The sequence below is a fragment of the Pseudomonas sp. TWR3-1-1 genome, assembly GCF_049896545.1.
Lineage (GTDB): Bacteria > Pseudomonadota > Gammaproteobacteria > Pseudomonadales > Pseudomonadaceae > Aquipseudomonas > Aquipseudomonas weihenstephanensis.
This window is the reverse complement of record NZ_JAFCUO010000005.1, coordinates 189,805-206,713: the sequence shown is the minus strand read 5'-3', so window position 1 is coordinate 206,713 and position 16,909 is coordinate 189,805. Positions and strand designations below refer to the sequence as shown.

At 58.6% G+C, this 16,909-nt stretch carries 11 protein-coding genes; 8 read left to right on the top strand and 3 right to left on the bottom strand.

Translation table 11 applies throughout. From position 1 onward, the window contains the following. Positions 1-190 precede the first annotated feature (190 nt). Positions 191-1,468, top strand: coding sequence for a serine/threonine transporter (locus tag ACP7A4_RS13605; protein WP_059763327.1), 1,278 nt, complete (start codon positions 191-193; stop codon positions 1,466-1,468). 220 nt (positions 1,469-1,688) lie between these two features. Beyond that, on the top strand, positions 1,689-2,675 hold the full coding sequence (gene rfaD / locus ACP7A4_RS13600) for an ADP-glyceromanno-heptose 6-epimerase (protein WP_426247379.1): 987 nt from the start codon (positions 1,689-1,691) through the stop codon (positions 2,673-2,675). Between the two features lie 184 nt (positions 2,676-2,859). Here rfaD and tal read toward each other — a convergent pair whose 3' ends face one another. The 3 genes from tal to ccoN form a co-directional block, all read right to left on the bottom strand. After that, positions 2,860-3,783, bottom strand: a complete 924-nt coding sequence (gene tal / locus ACP7A4_RS13595; RefSeq protein WP_048401839.1) for a transaldolase — start codon at positions 3,781-3,783, stop codon at positions 2,860-2,862. Positions 3,784-3,944: 161 nt separating this feature from the next. Continuing rightward, positions 3,945-4,175 carry a hypothetical protein gene (locus tag ACP7A4_RS13590; RefSeq protein ID WP_048365011.1) on the bottom strand — a complete coding sequence of 77 codons (231 nt, stop codon included), beginning with the start codon at positions 4,173-4,175 and terminating at the stop codon, positions 3,945-3,947. A gap of 56 nt (positions 4,176-4,231) precedes the next feature. Next, the gene (ccoN, locus tag ACP7A4_RS13585; protein ID WP_059763394.1) at positions 4,232-5,659 is read right to left on the bottom strand and encodes a cytochrome-c oxidase, cbb3-type subunit I; all 1,428 of its coding nucleotides are present in this window, start codon (positions 5,657-5,659) and stop codon (positions 4,232-4,234) included. 351 nt (positions 5,660-6,010) lie between these two features. On the opposite strand from ccoN, the gene ACP7A4_RS13580 reads away from it, so the two are divergent. The 6 genes from ACP7A4_RS13580 (at position 6,011) to ACP7A4_RS13555 (ending at position 16,787) form a co-directional block, all read left to right on the top strand. After that, entirely contained in the window at positions 6,011-6,679 is a 669-nt protein-coding gene (locus tag ACP7A4_RS13580) for a DUF3313 domain-containing protein (protein WP_203302545.1), read from the top strand. A gap of 270 nt (positions 6,680-6,949) precedes the next feature. Next, positions 6,950-7,450 carry a thiol peroxidase gene (gene tpx, locus ACP7A4_RS13575; protein WP_059763323.1) on the top strand — a complete coding sequence of 167 codons (501 nt, stop codon included), beginning with the start codon at positions 6,950-6,952 and terminating at the stop codon, positions 7,448-7,450. 322 nt (positions 7,451-7,772) lie between these two features. After that, positions 7,773-9,083, top strand: a complete 1,311-nt coding sequence (locus ACP7A4_RS13570) for an MdtA/MuxA family multidrug efflux RND transporter periplasmic adaptor subunit (RefSeq protein ID WP_059763322.1) — start codon at positions 7,773-7,775, stop codon at positions 9,081-9,083. Next, complete coding sequence (locus ACP7A4_RS13565) at positions 9,080-12,181, top strand: MdtB/MuxB family multidrug efflux RND transporter permease subunit (RefSeq protein ID WP_059763321.1); 3,102 nt, start codon at positions 9,080-9,082, stop codon at positions 12,179-12,181. Before ACP7A4_RS13570 ends, ACP7A4_RS13565 begins: the two co-directional genes overlap by 4 nt. Continuing rightward, a complete protein-coding gene (locus tag ACP7A4_RS13560; RefSeq protein WP_426247375.1) occupies positions 12,178-15,285 on the top strand; it encodes an efflux RND transporter permease subunit in 3,108 nt (1,035 codons plus the stop codon). Before ACP7A4_RS13565 ends, ACP7A4_RS13560 begins: the two co-directional genes overlap by 4 nt. Further along, positions 15,282-16,787: an efflux transporter outer membrane subunit gene (locus ACP7A4_RS13555; protein ID WP_426247373.1), complete on the top strand. Its 1,506-nt coding sequence runs from the start codon at positions 15,282-15,284 to the stop codon at positions 16,785-16,787. Before ACP7A4_RS13560 ends, ACP7A4_RS13555 begins: the two co-directional genes overlap by 4 nt. Positions 16,788-16,909 lie beyond the last annotated feature (122 nt).

The window sequence follows — 16,909 nt, the reverse complement described above, 5'->3', positions numbered from 1 at the left end:
ATTGTATCAATAGGTGTCCATATATTGCTTTGCTCTGCCAGATGTTTTTCACCTTTGCTCAGCTAAACCTTTGCTTCTTATGTCTAATCCCGGACAATCGCGCCCTTCTTATGGCTGGGGCGTTGTCTGTAAGGTGTGTTTTGTCCGCCCCGGCCGCGTGGTAACGACCGGCTAGCGGAGATTCGACCGGATGAATGACCAGGCTAATAGCGTCGACGAACGTTTCGACGAGACACCCGCGACACTCACTCGCTGGAACCGCCAAGACACCACCTGGATGCTGGGCCTGTTTGGCACAGCCATTGGCGCAGGCACTTTGTTTTTGCCGATCAACGCCGGGCTTGGCGGCTTTTGGCCGCTATTGATTCTGGCGCTGTTGGCGTTCCCCATGACCTTTTATGCGCACCGTGGCCTGACCCGCTTCGTGCTCTCCGGGCGTGAGGGTTCTGACATCACGGACGTAGTAGAAGAACACTTCGGCCTCAAGGCTGGCGCAGTCATTACGCTGCTGTACTTTCTGGCCATCTTTCCCATCCTGCTCATTTACAGCGTGGCGCTGACCAATACGGTGAGCAGTTTCATGCTCAACCAACTGTCGATCACGCCCCCGCCACGGGCACTGTTGTCGCTGGTATTGATCCTCGGCCTGTTGATTGTGGTGCGCTGCGGCGAGCAAGTGATCGTCAAGGCCATGAGCATGATGGTCTACCCGTTTATCGTGGCGTTGCTGTTTTTGGCGGTGTTTCTCATTCCGCACTGGAACGGCGGCATTCTGAGCACGGCCAGCACGTTGCCAGAGCCTTCGACGTTCCTGCACACGCTGTGGCTGGCGATTCCGGTGATGGTGTTTTCGTTTAACCATTCGCCGATCATCTCGGCCTTTGCTGTCGATCAAAAGCGCCGCTACGGTGAAAATGCCGACGAGCGCAGCTCACAGATCCTGTCCCGCGCCCACCTGCTGATGGTGGCGATGGTGCTGTTCTTTGTGTTTAGTTGCGTGCTGACCCTGTCGCCTGCACAGCTGGCCGAAGCCAAGGCTCAGAACCTGTCGATCCTGTCCTACCTGGCCAACCACTTCAGTAACCCGACCATTGCGTTTGCTGCGCCGCTGATTGCCTTTGTCGCGATTGCCAAATCGTTCCTGGGTCATTACATCGGTGCCAGCGAAGGGCTTAAAGGCCTGGTACTCAAAACCGGCAAGCGTCCGGCAGCCAAAACCCTGGACCGCATGACCGCCGCGTTCATGCTGATCGTGTGCTGGGCGGTTGCGACGCTGAACCCAAGCATTCTGGTGATGATCGAGACCCTCGGCGGCCCGGTGATTGCGGCCATCCTGTTCCTGATGCCGATGTACGCCATCCGCCGGGTGCCGTCCATGCGCAAGTATTCGGGCAAAATTTCCAACGTCTTCGTGACGCTGGTGGGGCTGATCGCGATTTCGTCGCTGGTTTACTCGCTGATTCCTTGATCCCTGTAGCGGTCGTCGCCTGACTGTGCGGCGACCGCCTGTGAACCCCCGCAATCCCCTCCCTTCGCCATCCATACTTGCCTTGAACTGTGGCAGCGCGGTCAACGTGCCGTGCGTCATTTCAGCGTTTGCCAGCGTCAAAGAGCATTGATCCGCATCAAGAGTGCGCCCGCACACAGGCATAGGCTTAAACCTTCCATGCAGCAGCAGGAGGTCCTGGATGAGCATCATCGTGACCGGTGCGGCCGGGTTTATCGGCAGCAACCTGGTAAAAGCCCTCAATCTGCGCGGTGAGCGCGACATCATCGCGGTGGATGATCTGACCGATGGCGACAAGTTCCGCAACCTGGCGGACTGTGACATCGCGCATTACTTCGACAAACGTGACTTTGTGCAACGCTTTGCCGATCGCCAGCTCGGTGACGTGCGCGCGGTGCTGCATCAGGGCGCGTGCTCCAGCACGGTTGAGCATGACGGTCGCTTGATGATGGACAACAACTACCGTTACAGCTGTGACCTGTTGCAAGCCTGTCAGGATCAGTCCGTCCCGTTGGTGTATGCCTCGTCGGCGGCGGTGTATGGCTCTGGTACGGACTTTCGCGAAGTGCGTGAGTGTGAACGCGCGCTCAATGTGTACGGTTGGTCCAAGAGCCTGTTTGACCAAAAGGTACGGCAGCTACTGCCCAGGGCGCGCAGTCAGATTGTCGGTTTGCGCTACTTCAACGTGTACGGCCCGCGCGAACAGCACAAAGGGCGCATGGCGTCGATGGTGTGGCACTGCGTTAACCAGTATCGCGAGCGCGGGTTTGTTGAGTTGTTTGGCGAATACGGCAACTACCCGGCGGGTGGTCATTTGCGTGACTTTGTGTCGGTGCAGGATGTGGTCAAGGTCAATCTGCACTGGCTGGACCATCCGCACACCGGCGGTATTTTCAATGTGGGCACAGGGCGCGCGCGCTCGTTCAATGATCTGGCCTTGGCAACGATTAACAGCCTGCGTGCGGCTGAGGATCGGCCCCCTTTGACCCTGGAAACTGCGTTGCTCGAAGGAGTGCTGCGCTACTGCGAATTTCCCGACAGTTTGAAGGGCAAATACCAGGTGTACACCTGTGCCGATCTCACTCAACTGCGTGAAGCGGGGTATCGCGAGCCAATGCTGACGCTAGAGGAGGGGGTGCAGCGCTATATCGGCACGATAAACCAGTAGAAGCCCTGTTACCGGCCCACTATTGCGCCTGTAATACGTGTAGCCGTTGACGCGAAGCGCTCGCTAATTCCTTGACGCGGTGCCTCACAGGCACTGCGTCACGGGGTTGCGAGCGCTTCGCAATCGAACGTCGCCTTCGGCAACGGCTGCATCACATGCCGCCGCAGCCTGTGGGCGTTGCGGGTTATTTACCCGACAACAGCGCTTCCAGCTTCTCTTGGTCACGGGCGAACTGACGGATGCCTTCTGCCAGTTTTTCAGTGGCCATCGCGTCTTCGTTGGAGGCCCAACGGAACTGCGCTTCGTTGAGGATCAGGCGCGGCTCGCCGCCATTGCCGGGGCTCAGTTTGCGCGCCAGCGTGCCTTGCTCTTGCGCCAGTTTTTCGATCAGGTCAGGGCTGATGGTCAGGCGGTCGCAACCGGCCAACTGCTCGATCTGGTTGAGGTTGCGAAAGCTCGCGCCCATGACCACGGTGTTGTAGTCATTGGCTTTGTAGTAGTTGTAGATGCGGGTCACGGACTGCACGCCCGGATCATCGGAGCCGGTGTAGTCAATCCCGGTGGATTTTTTGTACCAGTCGTAGATCCGGCCTACAAACGGGGAGATCAAAAACACCCCGGCGTCAGCGCAGGCGGCCGCTTGGGCAAACGAGAACAGCAGGGTCAGGTTGGTTTGAATTCCGGCTTTTTCCAGCTTTTCAGCTGCGCGGATACCTTCCCAGGTCGAGGCCAGTTTGATCAGCACGCGATCGCGGCCTACACCGGCTTTGTCGTACAGCTCGATCAGTTGATTGGCTTTTTGCAGCAGGGCAGGTTCATCAAACGACAGGCGTGCATCGACTTCTGTCGAAATACGGCCCGGAATCACGTTCAAGATACCGCTACCCACAGACACCGCGAAGTGGTCGCAGGCCAGGCCGACATCACCCTTGGCGTGGCTGATGGCACTTTGCAGCAGCTCGGCATAGCCGGGCATGGCCGCAGCCTTGAGCAGCAGAGAAGGGTTGGTGGTGGCGTCTACGGGTTTAAGACGGGTAATCGCGTCGAGGTCGCCGGTGTCTGCGACCACGGTGGTGAACTGCTTGAGTTGTTCCAGCTTGGAAGTCATGAGCGTGCTCTGTCCGAAAAGTATTAATGGCTGTGAAGATTGAGTGCGTCGTCGATCAAAAGTTCGCTAAACATCAGGTCTGGCAGCATGCCGCTCAAGACGTGGGTTATGCAACCAGTGTGTGCGCGCACGCGCCATTAGATCCCTTTCGAACAGGCTTTTTAGAACTTCAGCGTGCCCTGACCCGATGTGCGCACAGGCTCTTCGCTCATCTGTACGGCATTGATGGTTTTGCCCGTGGCCTCTTCAACCCGGCGTGCCACTTGCGGGTCGTCCGCGAAGGGGATGAGGCTGGCTTCATCGATGTCGCGCTCGGTTTGATGCTTCAAACACCAACTGATCGCGAAATAGAGGCTGGTCACGGCCGCCATGTTCAAGGCGATATCAATCATCTCTGAAACTCCTTATTAAGCACCGCGCAAACCGTAGGGTTTGCGCGGTGTGTGGGTCAGGCGATTTGCGCTGACAACTCGGCTTTTTTGAAGTCAGGAACGCGCACAGTGCGCCACACGTTGTAGGACATCAGCAGCATGCCGGTGAGGAAGAACACGCCTCCCACCAGTCGCACCACGAAGCCCGGGTGGCTGGCTTGCAACGATTCCACAAACGAGTAGGTCAACGTGCCGTCATCGTTGATGGCGCGCCACATCAGGCCCTGGGTGATGCCGTTGACCCACATCGAGGCGATGTACAGCACGGTGCCAATGGTGGCCAGCCAGAAATGCAGGTTAATCAGCGCCACGCTGTACATCTGCTCGCGGCCATACAGTTTGGGAATCATGTGATACACCGCGCCAAAGGTGATCATCGCCACCCAGCCCAAGGCCCCGGCATGCACGTGGCCGATGGTCCAGTCGGTGTAGTGGGACAAGGCATTCACCGTTTTGATGGCCATCATCGGGCCTTCAAAGGTCGACATGCCGTAGAACGCCAGTGACAGCACCAGAAAGCGCAGGATCGGGTCGGTGCGCAACTTATGCCAGGCGCCCGACAAGGTCATCATGCCGTTGATCATGCCGCCCCAGCTGGGGGCCAGCAGAATGATCGACATGGCCATGCCCAGCGATTGCGCCCAGTCAGGCAGGGCGGTGTAGTGCAGGTGGTGCGGGCCGGCCCAGATGTAGAGGGTAATCAAGGCCCAGAAATGCACGATGGACAAGCGATAGGAGTAAATCGGGCGGCCGACTTGTTTGGGCACGAAGTAGTACATCATCCCCAGGAAGCCTGTAGTCAGGAAGAAGCCCACGGCGTTGTGCCCGTACCACCACTGCACCATGGCATCCGTCGCGCCCGCGTACACCGGGTATGACTTGAACCAGTCCACTGGAATCGACAAGTGGTTGACCACGTGCAGCATGGCAATGACCAGAATGAAGGCACCGAAGAACCAGTTGCCGACATAGATATGCTTGGTCTTGCGTTTGACCACGGTGGTAAAAAATACGATGGCGTAGGCCACCCACACCACGGTTAACCACACCGCGCCGGTGAACTCGATTTCGGCGTACTCCTTGGTGGTGGTGTAGCCCAGTGGCAGGGTGACCAACATGATCACAATCACCGATTGCCAGCCCCAAAACGTAAACGCGGCCAGTTTGTCGGAGAACAGCCGCACCTGGCAGGTGCGCTGCACGGCGTAGTAGCTGGCGGCAAACTGTGCGCTGCCGGCAAAACCGAAAATCACCAGGCTGGTGTGCAGCGGCCGTAAACGGCCGAATGTGGTCCAGGGCAGGTCGAGGTTCATGGCGGGCCAAGCCAGTTGAGAGGCAATCCAGACCCCCATGGCCATGCCGATAACGCCCCACACCACCGTCATGATGGTGAATTGGCGCACGACCTTATAGTTATAGGCCTGCCCGTTTAGTGCTGTGCTCATGCTCAAGTCTTCCACGGTTCAAAGTCCTGCCAGACCTCGTGGTCTGGCGCAGGTTGAACTTTAGAAACCCTGCGCATAACAAAACAGATCCAGAAAAACATAAATAATACGGATCAGATATAAAGGCTGTTTTAAGGCTTTAAATCGCTATCTGATCTGCTTTTTTGGATATTTACTGATTTTTTGAATACTCTGCGCCGTATTGACGCAGGTTCACAGCGTGCGCGTGATAAATGGGCGCTGGATCACACCTGCTACGCAATGCACGGCGAATCAGTGACGATTGCTCAAGGCTTGTCTATACCTTAAACACCGTGTGCATGCGGTTGCGCTTTCTACAGGAGTTTCATCATGAAGTTGGGCTTAATGATCGGTGCGCTATGCCTCGCCTCGCTTGGGCTGGGCGGTTGTTCAAGCAATGTTCCGCAACCGGATGAATACTCCGGTTTTTTGAAGGACTACAGCCGTCTCAAAGAAGCAAAATCGCCCTCTGGCGCTGATGTCATGCGCTGGGTTGACCCCAAGCTCAACGTTAACCAGTTCACCAGCGTCTATATCGAACCCAGCCAGTTCTATCCAGCGCCACAACCCACCGCAAAAATTCCGCAAAGCACCCTCACGGCCATCACCCATTACTACGATCAGGCACTCAAGCGTGAGCTGAGCAAATCGTTACCCTTGGCCAGCGCACCGGGGCCAGGCGTGATAGTGGTTCGCCCGGCAATCACGGCGGTCAGCAGCAAGACTGAAAGTCTCAAGCCGTACGAGTTGATCCCGGTGGCGTTGGTGGCGGCCGCCGTGAGCACCGCTTCGGGTATTCGTGATCAGGAAACCGACTTGGCAACAGAGGCCGTGTTTATCGACGGCAGAACCCAGGATGTGGTGGCGCAAGTGGTGCGCAAAGGCACGGGCAAACCGCTGGAAAACGACAGCCAGGTCATGAAGGCCGATGATGTGAAGAATGTGATCGATGGCTGGGCCTCCGACCTGCATCAGTCGTATTTGAAACTGAAGCAGTAAAGCGTTGCACCATCCACCCTTTACAGGGGCGAGGTACGCTCGCCCCCGCGCCATAACGCCAGTAGCAAGGGGTTGTAAGTTTTTTGCGTAACTGTATTCAGAAAAAGTGCGGAGCTATAGGAGTGTGCGTGTAGGAATTTGTCTGAATAATGTTAAGAATCGTCTTAATGTGAGGTTCAGCATGACATTTTGCAGGTAGGGCATAGGTCAGCAGAATGTTTTCATGTTTAACTTCGGCCTCTTCAAAAACTGTTAAGAAGGACATTGTTCATGGCTCAAGTGACGCTTCAAGGCAACCCTGTACAAGTCAACGGCAACCTGCCAGCAGTAGGCGCCAAGGCACCTGCGTTCTCGTTGGTTGCGGGTGATTTGTCCGATGTAACGTTGGCCAGCTTTGCCGGTAAACGCAAAGTGCTGAACATTTTTCCAAGCGTTGATACCCCGACGTGCGCGACGTCGGTGCGTAAGTTCAACGAGCAGGCCAGCAACCTGGCCAATACCGTTGTGCTGTGCATCTCGGCCGACCTGCCATTCGCTCAAGCGCGTTTCTGCGGCGCTGAAGGTCTGGAAAACGTTAAAAACCTGTCCACCCTGCGTGGTGCAGAGTTCATCCAAAACTACGGCGTGGCCATTGCTGACGGTCCGTTGAAAGGCCTGACAGCTCGCGCTGTTGTGGTGCTGGATGAAAACGACAACGTGCTGCACAGCGAGCTGGTTAAAGAGATCGCTGAAGAGCCGAACTACGAAGCCGTATTGGCTGTTTTGAAGTAAGCCTCGGCGCTTCACCTAAAACGGCCCGGCATTGATTGCCGGGCCGTTTTTTTTCGCATGCGCCGACCGGCGACGCGAGACAACCCAGCCGTCGTAAAACCCTTGTGTCCGGTGTTTTCGACCCATCACGCGCTCAGGATTTACGTCTGCTTAGCGCTTGATCGCAGCCTCGCCACTCGACAGTGGCTACACGTCTTGGGCTTATTTAGCCCTTAAACCCGCTCCAGACACCCCGTTAACGTAAATACCCGGTAAAGAGCCTTTTCTTAACGGCTCACACTGCTTATCGTTCAGCCTTCTCGAATTCAAGCCCTCGTGCCTAATGGTTGATCACTCCATGCAATCCTCTGTTTCACACAAATCCCGTCGCTGGCTGGTTGGCCTTTTGCTCCTGTTGATTGTCATTGGCCTGTGCTGGTGGCTGTGGCCTTCAGCCTCGAAAAACCAGCAGGCGGCCCAGCCTGCCGGGCATACCGGTAAGTCGGGGATGATGCGCCCAGGTTTTGGCGGCTCCACGCAGGCGGTGCCGGTCAGGGTCTCTGAAGTGAAGCGCGGGGACTTCCCGGTGTTCTATAAGGCACTGGGCACCGTGACGGCGCTGAACACGATCAATGTGCGCAGTCGGGTGGGGGGAGAGTTGGTCAAGGTGTACTTCAAAGAAGGGCAGATGGTCAAAGCGGGGGAGTTGCTGGCTGAAATCGACCCGCGCAGCTATCAGAACGCATTGCTGCAAGCAGAAGGCACGCTGTTGCAGAACCAGGCCCAATTGAAAAACGCTCAGGTCGATGTGCAGCGCTACCGCGGCCTGTACGCCGAAGACAGTATCGCCAAGCAAACCCTGGACACCGCTGAAGCGTTGGTCAGCCAATATCAGGGCACGGTCAAAACCAATCAGGCAGCGGTCAACGACGCCAAGCTCAACCTTGAATTCACCAAGATTCGCGCCCCGATCAGTGGTCGTGTGGGTCTGCGCCAACTGGATGTCGGTAACCTGGTCGCGGCCAATGACACCACAGCCTTGGTGGTCATCACCCAGACCGAGCCTATCGTGGTGAGTTTTACCTTGCCCGAAACCGATCTGGCACTGGTGCTTGCCCGCTATCGCTCAGGCGCAAAACTGCCGGTGCAGGCGTGGGATCGAGGCGATCGTAAAGAGCTGGCGGTCGGGGTGTTGAGCAGCATCGATAACCAGATTGATATCACCACCGGCACCCTGAAATTCAAGGCGCTGTTCGAGAACCGTGATCAAGTCCTGTTCCCCAATCAGTTTGTCAGCGTGCGCTTGCTGGCCGACACCCTGAAGGATGTAGTGCTGGCCCCGTCGGCGGCCATTCAGTTCGGCACTGATGGCTCGTTTGTGTACGCGCTGGAGGGCGACGACAAAGTCAAGATTCGCCACATTAAAGTGGGGGCCACTGACGGTGACGTGAGCGTCATTGAAGAGGGCCTGGCGGCAGGTGATCGCGTGGTGCTCGAAGGCACCGACCGTCTGCGTGACGGGGGGGCGGTCGAAGTGGTCAATGACAGCGCTCAAGTGCCTGCCACGCCTGCTTCGCACCTGCAAGGCGGGGCCGATGCCGATGCCGGTACTGCGCAGGCTACAGACACTGCCAAGACCAAGGCCCACGAATGAATCTGTCGCGGCTGTTTATCCTGCGTCCGGTCGCTACCACGCTGTGCATGCTGGCCATCGTGCTGTCCGGGATCATCGCCTATCGCTTGTTGCCGGTATCGGCCCTGCCTCAGGTGGACTACCCGACCATCCGCGTGATGACGCTGTACCCCGGTGCCAGCCCGGACGTCATGACCAGTGCCGTAACGGCGCCACTGGAGCGTCAGTTCGGGCAAATGCCGGGGCTGACGCAAATGGCCTCCACCAGTTCCGGCGGCGCGTCGGTGTTGACCTTGCGCTTCAATCTGGACATCAACATGGATGTCGCCGAGCAACAGGTGCAGGCCGCGATCAACGCTGCCAGCAACTTGCTGCCGAGCGATCTGCCAGCACCCCCGGTGTACAACAAGGTCAACCCGGCGGACACCCCGGTACTGACCTTGGCCATCAGCTCCAAAACCATGCCGTTGCCCAAGCTCAACGACTTGGTCGACACGCGCATGGCGCAGAAAATCGCACAGATCAGCGGCGTCGGCATGGTCAGCATTGCGGGCGGGCAACGCCAGGCGGTGCGGATCAAGGTCAACCCGCAGGCGCTGGCGGCCAATGGTTTGAACCTGGCCGATGTGCGCACCTTGATCGGCGCCTCTAACGTCAACCAGCCCAAGGGTAACTTTGACGGTCCGACCCGGGTCTCGATGCTCGATGCCAACGATCAACTTAAAACCCCGCAGGAATACGCCGAGCTGATTCTCGCCTACAACAATGGCGCGCCATTGCGCCTCAAGGATGTGGCCGAAATAGTCGACGGTGCCGAGAACGAACGTCTCGCCGCGTGGGCCAATGAGAACCAGGCGGTGCTGCTCAATATTCAGCGTCAGCCGGGCGCCAACGTGATTGAGGTGGTGGACCGCATCAAAGCGCTGCTGCCCAGCATCACCGACAACCTGCCCGCCGGTATCGATGTGACCGTGCTGACCGACCGCACGCAAACCATCCGCGCCTCGGTGCGCGATGTGCAGCATGAACTGCTGATTGCCATTGCGCTGGTGGTGATGGTGACGTTCCTGTTCCTTCGGCGTGCCAGTGCCACGATCATTCCCTCGATTGCCGTGCCGCTGTCATTGGTCGGTACGTTTGGCGTGATGTACCTGGCCGGTTTCTCGATCAACAACCTGACCTTGATGGCGCTCACCATTGCCACCGGCTTCGTGGTGGATGACGCCATCGTCATGCTGGAAAACATCTCGCGCTATATCGAGGAGGGCGACAGCCCGATGCAGGCGGCGCTCAAGGGCGCCAAACAAATTGGCTTTACCCTGATTTCGTTGACGCTGTCACTGATTGCCGTGCTGATCCCGCTGCTGTTTATGGCAGACGTGGTCGGGCGTTTGTTCCGCGAGTTCGCCATCACCCTGGCGGTGGCGATTCTGATCTCGCTGGTGGTCTCACTGACCCTGACGCCGATGATGTGCGCGCGTCTGCTCAAGCCTGAGCCCAAAGAAGCCGAGCAAGGTCGGTTCTACCGCGCCAGCGGTGCCTGTATTGACTGGATGATTGCCGAATACGGGCGCATGTTGCGCTGGGTACTCAAGCATCAGCCTTTAACCCTGCTGGTCGCCATCGCCACCTTGGCCCTCACGGTGTTCCTGTACCTGGTGGTGCCCAAGGGCTTCTTTCCGGTGCAGGACACCGGGGTGATTCAAGGCATTTCTGAAGCGCCGCAGTCCATCTCGTTCAGCGCCATGAGCCAGCGTCAGCAAGAGTTGGGCAAAATCATTCTGCAAGACCCGGACGTTGAGAGCCTGTCGTCCTACATCGGCATCGATGGCGACAACGCGACGCTTAACAGTGGTCGCATGCTGATCAACCTCAAGCCGCACAGCGAGCGCAGTGAAACCGCGACCGAGGTGATTGCGCGGTTGCAACCGCAGCTCGACAAATTGGTGGGTATTCGCCTGTTCATGCAGCCGGTACAGGACTTGACCATCGAAGACCGTGTGAGCCGCACTCAATACCAGTTCAGCCTGTCGTCCCCGGATGCCGAGCTGCTCAGCACCTGGAGCCAAAAGCTGGTCAGCGCATTGGCCAATCAACCTGAACTCAAAGACGTCGCCAGCGACCTGCAAGACAAAGGTTTGCAGGTGTACCTGGTGATTGATCGCGATGCTGCGTCCCGTCTGGGCGTTTCGGTGGCCAATATCACGGATGCGCTGTATGACGCGTTCGGGCAGCGGCAGATTTCGACCATCTACACCCAGGCCAGCCAATACCGTGTGGTGTTGCAGGCGCAGGACGGCGAGAAAATCGGCCCGCAGGCGCTGGACCAGATTCACGTCAAAACCACCGACGGCGGGCAGGTTCGCTTGTCGAGCCTGGCCAGGATTGAAGAGCGCCAGGCGCAACTGGCCGTGTCGCACATCGGCCAATTCCCCTCGGTGATGGTCTCGTTCAACCTGGCGCCCGGCGTGGCGCTGGGGCAAGCCGTTGAATTGATCGATCAGGTGCGCAAAGACATCGGCATGCCGGTCGGTGTGCAGACCCAGTTCCAGGGTGCGGCGCAAGCGTTTCAGGCCTCGCTGTCGAGCACCTTGTTGCTGATTCTGGCAGCGGTGGTGACCATGTACATCGTGCTGGGCGTGTTGTACGAGAGCTACATTCACCCGATTACCATCCTCTCGACCTTACCGTCCGCGGCCGTCGGGGCTTTGTTGGCGCTGATCCTCAGTGGCAACGATCTGGGCATGATCGCCATCATCGGCATCATCCTGCTGATCGGTATCGTGAAAAAGAACGCGATCATGATGATCGACTTCGCCCTCGATGCTGAGCGCAATCAGGGCATGGCCCCCGAGCAGGCGATTTACCAGGCGGCGCTGCTGCGCTTCCGACCGATTCTGATGACCACGCTGGCGGCCCTGTTTGGTGCCGTGCCGTTGATGCTGGCCACTGGTTCCGGGGCCGAACTGCGTCAGCCTTTGGGCCTGGTGATGGTCGGCGGTCTGTTGGTCAGCCAAGTGCTGACCCTGTTCACTACCCCGGTGATTTACCTGTATTTCGACCGACTCGGCCGCCGCTGGCGGGGTGATGTGGCCCAGCCTGAGCAGGCGTCGGTATGAACCTGTCCGGGCCTTTTATTCGGCGGCCGGTCGCCACTATGCTGCTGAGCCTGGCAATCATGTTGCTGGGCGGGGTGAGTTTTGGCCTGTTGCCGGTGTCGCCGTTGCCGCAGATGGATTTTCCGGTGATTGTGGTGTCGGCCAACTTGCCGGGTGCCAGCCCCGAGGTCATGGCGTCGACCGTGGCCACGCCGCTGGAGCGGGCCTTCGGTGCGATTGCCGGGGTCAACACCATGAGCAGCAACTCAAGCCAGGGTTCAACCCGGGTGATTTTGCAGTTCGATCAGGACCGCGACATCAACGGTGCCGCGCGCGAAGTGCAGGCGGCCATCAACGCCTCGCGCAACCTGCTGCCCAGCGGCATGAAAAGCATGCCGACCTACAAGAAAATCAACCCCTCGCAAGCGCCCATCATGGTGCTGTCACTGACCAGTCAAGTGCTGTCCAAGGGCCAGTTGTACGACTTGGCCTCGACCATCCTGTCGCAAAGTTTGTCGCAGGTGCCGGGGGTTGGAGAGGTGCAGATTGGCGGCAGTTCGTTGCCTGCCGTGCGTATCGAGTTGGAGCCGCAACTGCTCAACCAGTACGGCGTCGCGCTGGATGACGTGCGTCGCACCATCGCCAACGCGAACGTGCGCCGGCCCAAGGGTGCGGTGTCCGACGATGAACATAACTGGCAGATCCAGGCCAACGATCAACTGGAAAAGGCCAAAGATTACGAACCGCTGATTATCCGCTACCAAGATGGCGCCGCGTTGCGCCTCAGCCATGTGGCCACGGTCAAAGACAGCGTTGAGGACCGCTACAACAGTGGTTTTTTCAACAATGATGCGGCGGTGTTGCTGGTGGTCAACCGGCAGGCCGGGGCCAACATCATTGAAACCGTGAACGCGATCAAGGCGCAGTTGCCAGCTCTGCAAGCGGTGTTGCCGGCCAGTGTGCAACTGAACGTGGCGATGGACCGTTCACCGGTGATCAAAGCCACCTTGCACGAAGCCGAAATGACCTTGCTGATTGCTGTGGCGCTGGTGATTTTGGTGGTGTTTCTGTTTTTGGGGAATTTTCGCGCCTCGCTGATCCCGACGCTGGCGGTGCCGGTGTCGTTGGTGGGCACCTTTGCCATCATGTACCTGTATGGTTTTTCGCTGAACAACCTGTCGCTGATGGCGCTGATCCTGGCCACCGGACTGGTGGTCGACGATGCGATTGTGGTGCTGGAGAACATCTCGCGCCATATCGACGCCGGGATCGCGCCGATGAAAGCCGCGTACCTGGGGGCCAAGGAAGTCGGTTTTACCTTGCTCTCGATGAACGTCTCGCTGGTGGCGGTGTTCCTGTCGATTCTGTTTATGGGCGGGATTGTCGAAAGCCTGTTTCGCGAGTTCTCCATTACTCTGGCGGCCTCGATTGTGGTGTCGCTGGTGGTCTCCTTGACCCTGACCCCGATGCTCTGCGCGCGCTGGCTCAAGCCTCACGTGCCGGGCACTGAAAACGCCATGCAGCGCTGGAGCATACGCCTCAACGAGCGCATGGTCAGCGGCTATGCGCGCAGCCTGGATTGGGTGTTGCGGCACAAGCGCCTGACGCTGTTGAGCCTGCTGCTGACCATTGGCGTCAACGTGGCGTTGTATGTGGTGGTGCCTAAAACGTTTATGCCGCAGCAGGACACCGGGCAGTTGATCGGTTTTGTACGCGGTGACGATGGCCTGTCGTTCAGCGTGATGCAGCCCAAGATGGAAATCTTTCGCAAGGCGGTGTTGGCAGACCCTGCGGTAGAAAGCGTGGCGGGCTTTATTGGCGGTAACGGCGGCACCAACAATGCGTTCATGATCGTGCGCCTCAAGCCGGTGTCTGAGCGCAAGGTGTCGGCGCAAAAAGTCATCGAACGCTTGCGTGAAAACATGCCCAAGGTGCCGGGCGGCCGCCTGATGCTGATGGCCGATCAGGACCTGCAATTTGGCGGCGGACGTGATCAAACCAGCTCGCAATACTCCTACATCCTGCAAAGTGGCGACCTTGCCGAACTGCGCACCTGGTATCCCAAAGTCGTGGCCGCGTTCAAGGCACTGCCGGAGTTGACCGCCATTGATGCGCGCGAAGGCCGTGGCGCGCAGCAAGTCACGCTGGTGGTCGACCGCGACCAGGCCAAGCGCCTGGGGGTGGACATGGACATGGTCACTGCCGTGCTCAACAACGCCTACAGTCAGCGCCAGATTTCTACCATTTACGACAGCCTCAACCAGTATCAAGTCGTCATGGAGGTCAACCCCAAATACGCTCAAGACCCCGAAACCCTGAATCAGGTGCAGGTGATTACGGCCGAGGGCCAGCGCATCCCGTTGTCGGCGATTGCGCACTATGAAAACAGCTTGCAGAACGATCGCGTCTCGCACGAAGGTCAGTTTGCGTCAGAGTCCATCGCCTTTGACATGGCACCCGGCGTCACGCTGGAGCAGGGCGCCGCGGCCATTGAACGGGCGATTGCCAAGCTTGGGCTGCCCGAAGAAGTGATTGCAAAAATGGCCGGGACGGGCGACGCGTTTGCCGACACGCAAAAAAGTCAGCCGTTCATGATTCTTGGCGCGCTGGTGGCGGTGTACCTGGTGCTGGGGATTCTCTACGAAAGCTACATTCATCCCTTAACCATCCTTTCGACCTTACCGTCGGCGGGGGTCGGGGCGTTGTTGAGCATCTACCTCACGGGCGGAGAGTTCAGTCTGATCTCGCTGCTCGGTTTGTTCTTGCTGATCGGGGTGGTGAAGAAAAACGCGATTCTGATGATCGACCTGGCGCTGCAACTCGAACGTCACTCAGGCATGAACCCGCTGGAGTCGATCCGCAGCGCCTGTTTGCAACGTTTGCGCCCGATTCTGATGACCACGCTGGCCGCCATTCTCGGCGCCCTGCCGCTGATGCTCAGTACCGCCGAGGGCGCCGAAATGCGTCAACCGCTGGGCCTGACCATCATCGGCGGTTTGATCTTCAGCCAGATCCTGACCCTTTACACCACCCCGGTGGTTTACCTCTATCTCGACCGCACGCGCCATCGTTTCAATAAATGGCGCGGCGTGCGCACTGATGCTGCTCTGGAAACTGCGCTATGACCCATCGTTTGCTTACCCTTGCACCGGCTCTGTCGTCCCAACCGTGGGCGCTGGCCCGCGGCCCGCGCCTGTTGGCACTGTTGCTGTCCGCCCTGTTGCTCAACGCCTGCGCGATTGGCCCGGATTATCAGCGCCCTGACACCACCACACCGGTGGCGTTCAAGGAAGCGGCGGGCTGGCGCCAAGCCAACCCAAGTGACGCTTTGGCGCGGGGTGCGTGGTGGGAGCTGTATGGCGACGCGCAGCTCAATGACCTGGTCCAGACCCTCAACCGCTCCAACCAGACCGTTGCGCAGTCCGAAGCCCAGTTTCGTCAGGCGCAGGCCCTGGTGCGCAGTGCGCGCGGAGCTTTCTTTCCGAGTGCCGACTTGAGCGTGGGTAAAACCCGTTCCAGCCAGGGCACCGGCAGCTCCAACTCCAGTTTGACCAGTTCCAGCAGTGGCATTCGGGACACCCTGAACGCGCAGGTCGGCGTGAGCTGGGAGGCCGATGTGTGGGGCAAGTTGCGCCGGGGCCTGGAAGCCAATGAAGCCAGTGCCCAGGCCAGCCTGGCCGATCTGGCGGCCATGCGTTTGAGTCAACAGTCGGAACTGGTGCAAAACTACCTGCAATTGCGTGTGATCGACCAACAAAAACGCCTGCTGCAAAACACCGTCGTGGCCTATGAGCGTTCGCTGAAAATGAGCGAAAACCAATACCGCGCAGGCATCTCCGGCAAAGATGCCGTGGCTCAGGCACAAACCCAGCTGCGCAACACCCAGGCCAACCTGATCGACCTGATCTGGCAGCGCGCCCAGTTTGAAAACGCCATCGCCGTGCTCACCGGGCAACCGCCCGCAGGTTTCACGCTGGCCGAAACCCAGGCGGTGCCTGCCTTGCCACAAATCCCTGTGAGCTTGCCGTCGCAGCTGTTGGAGCGGCGCCCGGATATCGCTTCGGCGGAACGCTCAATCATTGCGGCAAACGCCAACATCGGGGTTGCCAAAGCGGCGTACTACCCTGATTTCAGCTTGAGCCTGTCCGGCGGTTACAGCAGCAGTACCTATGAAGACTGGATCAGCGTGCCGAACCGTTTTTGGTCGGTGGGGCCCAAAATCGCCTTGCCGCTGTTTGATGGTGGCCAGCGTTCGGCCGAAGTGGATCGCAATGAAGCGCTGTATGACCAGACCGTCGCCAAATACCGGCAGACCGTGCTCGATGGTTTTCGCGAAGTTGAAAACTACCTGGTGCAGTTGAAGGTGCTCGAAGACGAGGCCGTGGTGCAGCAGCAGGCGCTGGAATCGGCGCGTGAGTCGTTGCGCTTGACCAGCAACCAGTACAAGGCGGGCTTGATTGCCTATCTGGACGTGGTCGTGGTGCAAGCCACGGCGTTGAGTGCAGAGCGCACCGTACTCAACCTGCAACAAAGCCGATTGATTGCCAGCGTTAATCTGATTACCGCGCTGGGCGGCGGTTGGGATGGCAACACTGACTTGAGCGCGAACGAGAAGGCCGCTCAATAGTCATGAGCCTGGTGCGTAGCCGTTGGCGCAGGCCACGCACGGGCGGCTCATCTTCGACTTGTTCTGCGTCACTCATCCGAGCAAACTGCGCGCATTCGCCCGCACCGTTCTCCTCAGGATGT

Excerpts from the sequence above, each read along its gene's own strand:
- ACP7A4_RS13565 (WP_059763321.1), top strand. The coding sequence starts at position 9,080 with ATGAATCTGTCGCGGCTGTTTATCCTGCGTCCGGTCGCTACCACGCTG.
- ACP7A4_RS13605 (WP_059763327.1), top strand. The coding sequence starts at position 191 with ATGAATGACCAGGCTAATAGCGTCGACGAACGTTTCGACGAGACACCC.
- tpx (WP_059763323.1), top strand. The coding sequence starts at position 6,950 with ATGGCTCAAGTGACGCTTCAAGGCAACCCTGTACAAGTCAACGGCAAC.
- ACP7A4_RS13590 (WP_048365011.1), bottom strand. The coding sequence starts at position 4,175 with ATGATTGATATCGCCTTGAACATGGCGGCCGTGACCAGCCTCTATTTC.
- tal (WP_048401839.1), bottom strand. The coding sequence starts at position 3,783 with ATGACTTCCAAGCTGGAACAACTCAAGCAGTTCACCACCGTGGTCGCA.
- rfaD (WP_426247379.1), top strand. The coding sequence starts at position 1,689 with ATGAGCATCATCGTGACCGGTGCGGCCGGGTTTATCGGCAGCAACCTG.
- ACP7A4_RS13570 (WP_059763322.1), top strand. The coding sequence starts at position 7,773 with ATGGTTGATCACTCCATGCAATCCTCTGTTTCACACAAATCCCGTCGC.
- ACP7A4_RS13560 (WP_426247375.1), top strand. The coding sequence starts at position 12,178 with ATGAACCTGTCCGGGCCTTTTATTCGGCGGCCGGTCGCCACTATGCTG.
- ccoN (WP_059763394.1), bottom strand. The coding sequence starts at position 5,659 with ATGAGCACAGCACTAAACGGGCAGGCCTATAACTATAAGGTCGTGCGC.
- ACP7A4_RS13580 (WP_203302545.1), top strand. The coding sequence starts at position 6,011 with ATGAAGTTGGGCTTAATGATCGGTGCGCTATGCCTCGCCTCGCTTGGG.
- ACP7A4_RS13555 (WP_426247373.1), top strand. The coding sequence starts at position 15,282 with ATGACCCATCGTTTGCTTACCCTTGCACCGGCTCTGTCGTCCCAACCG.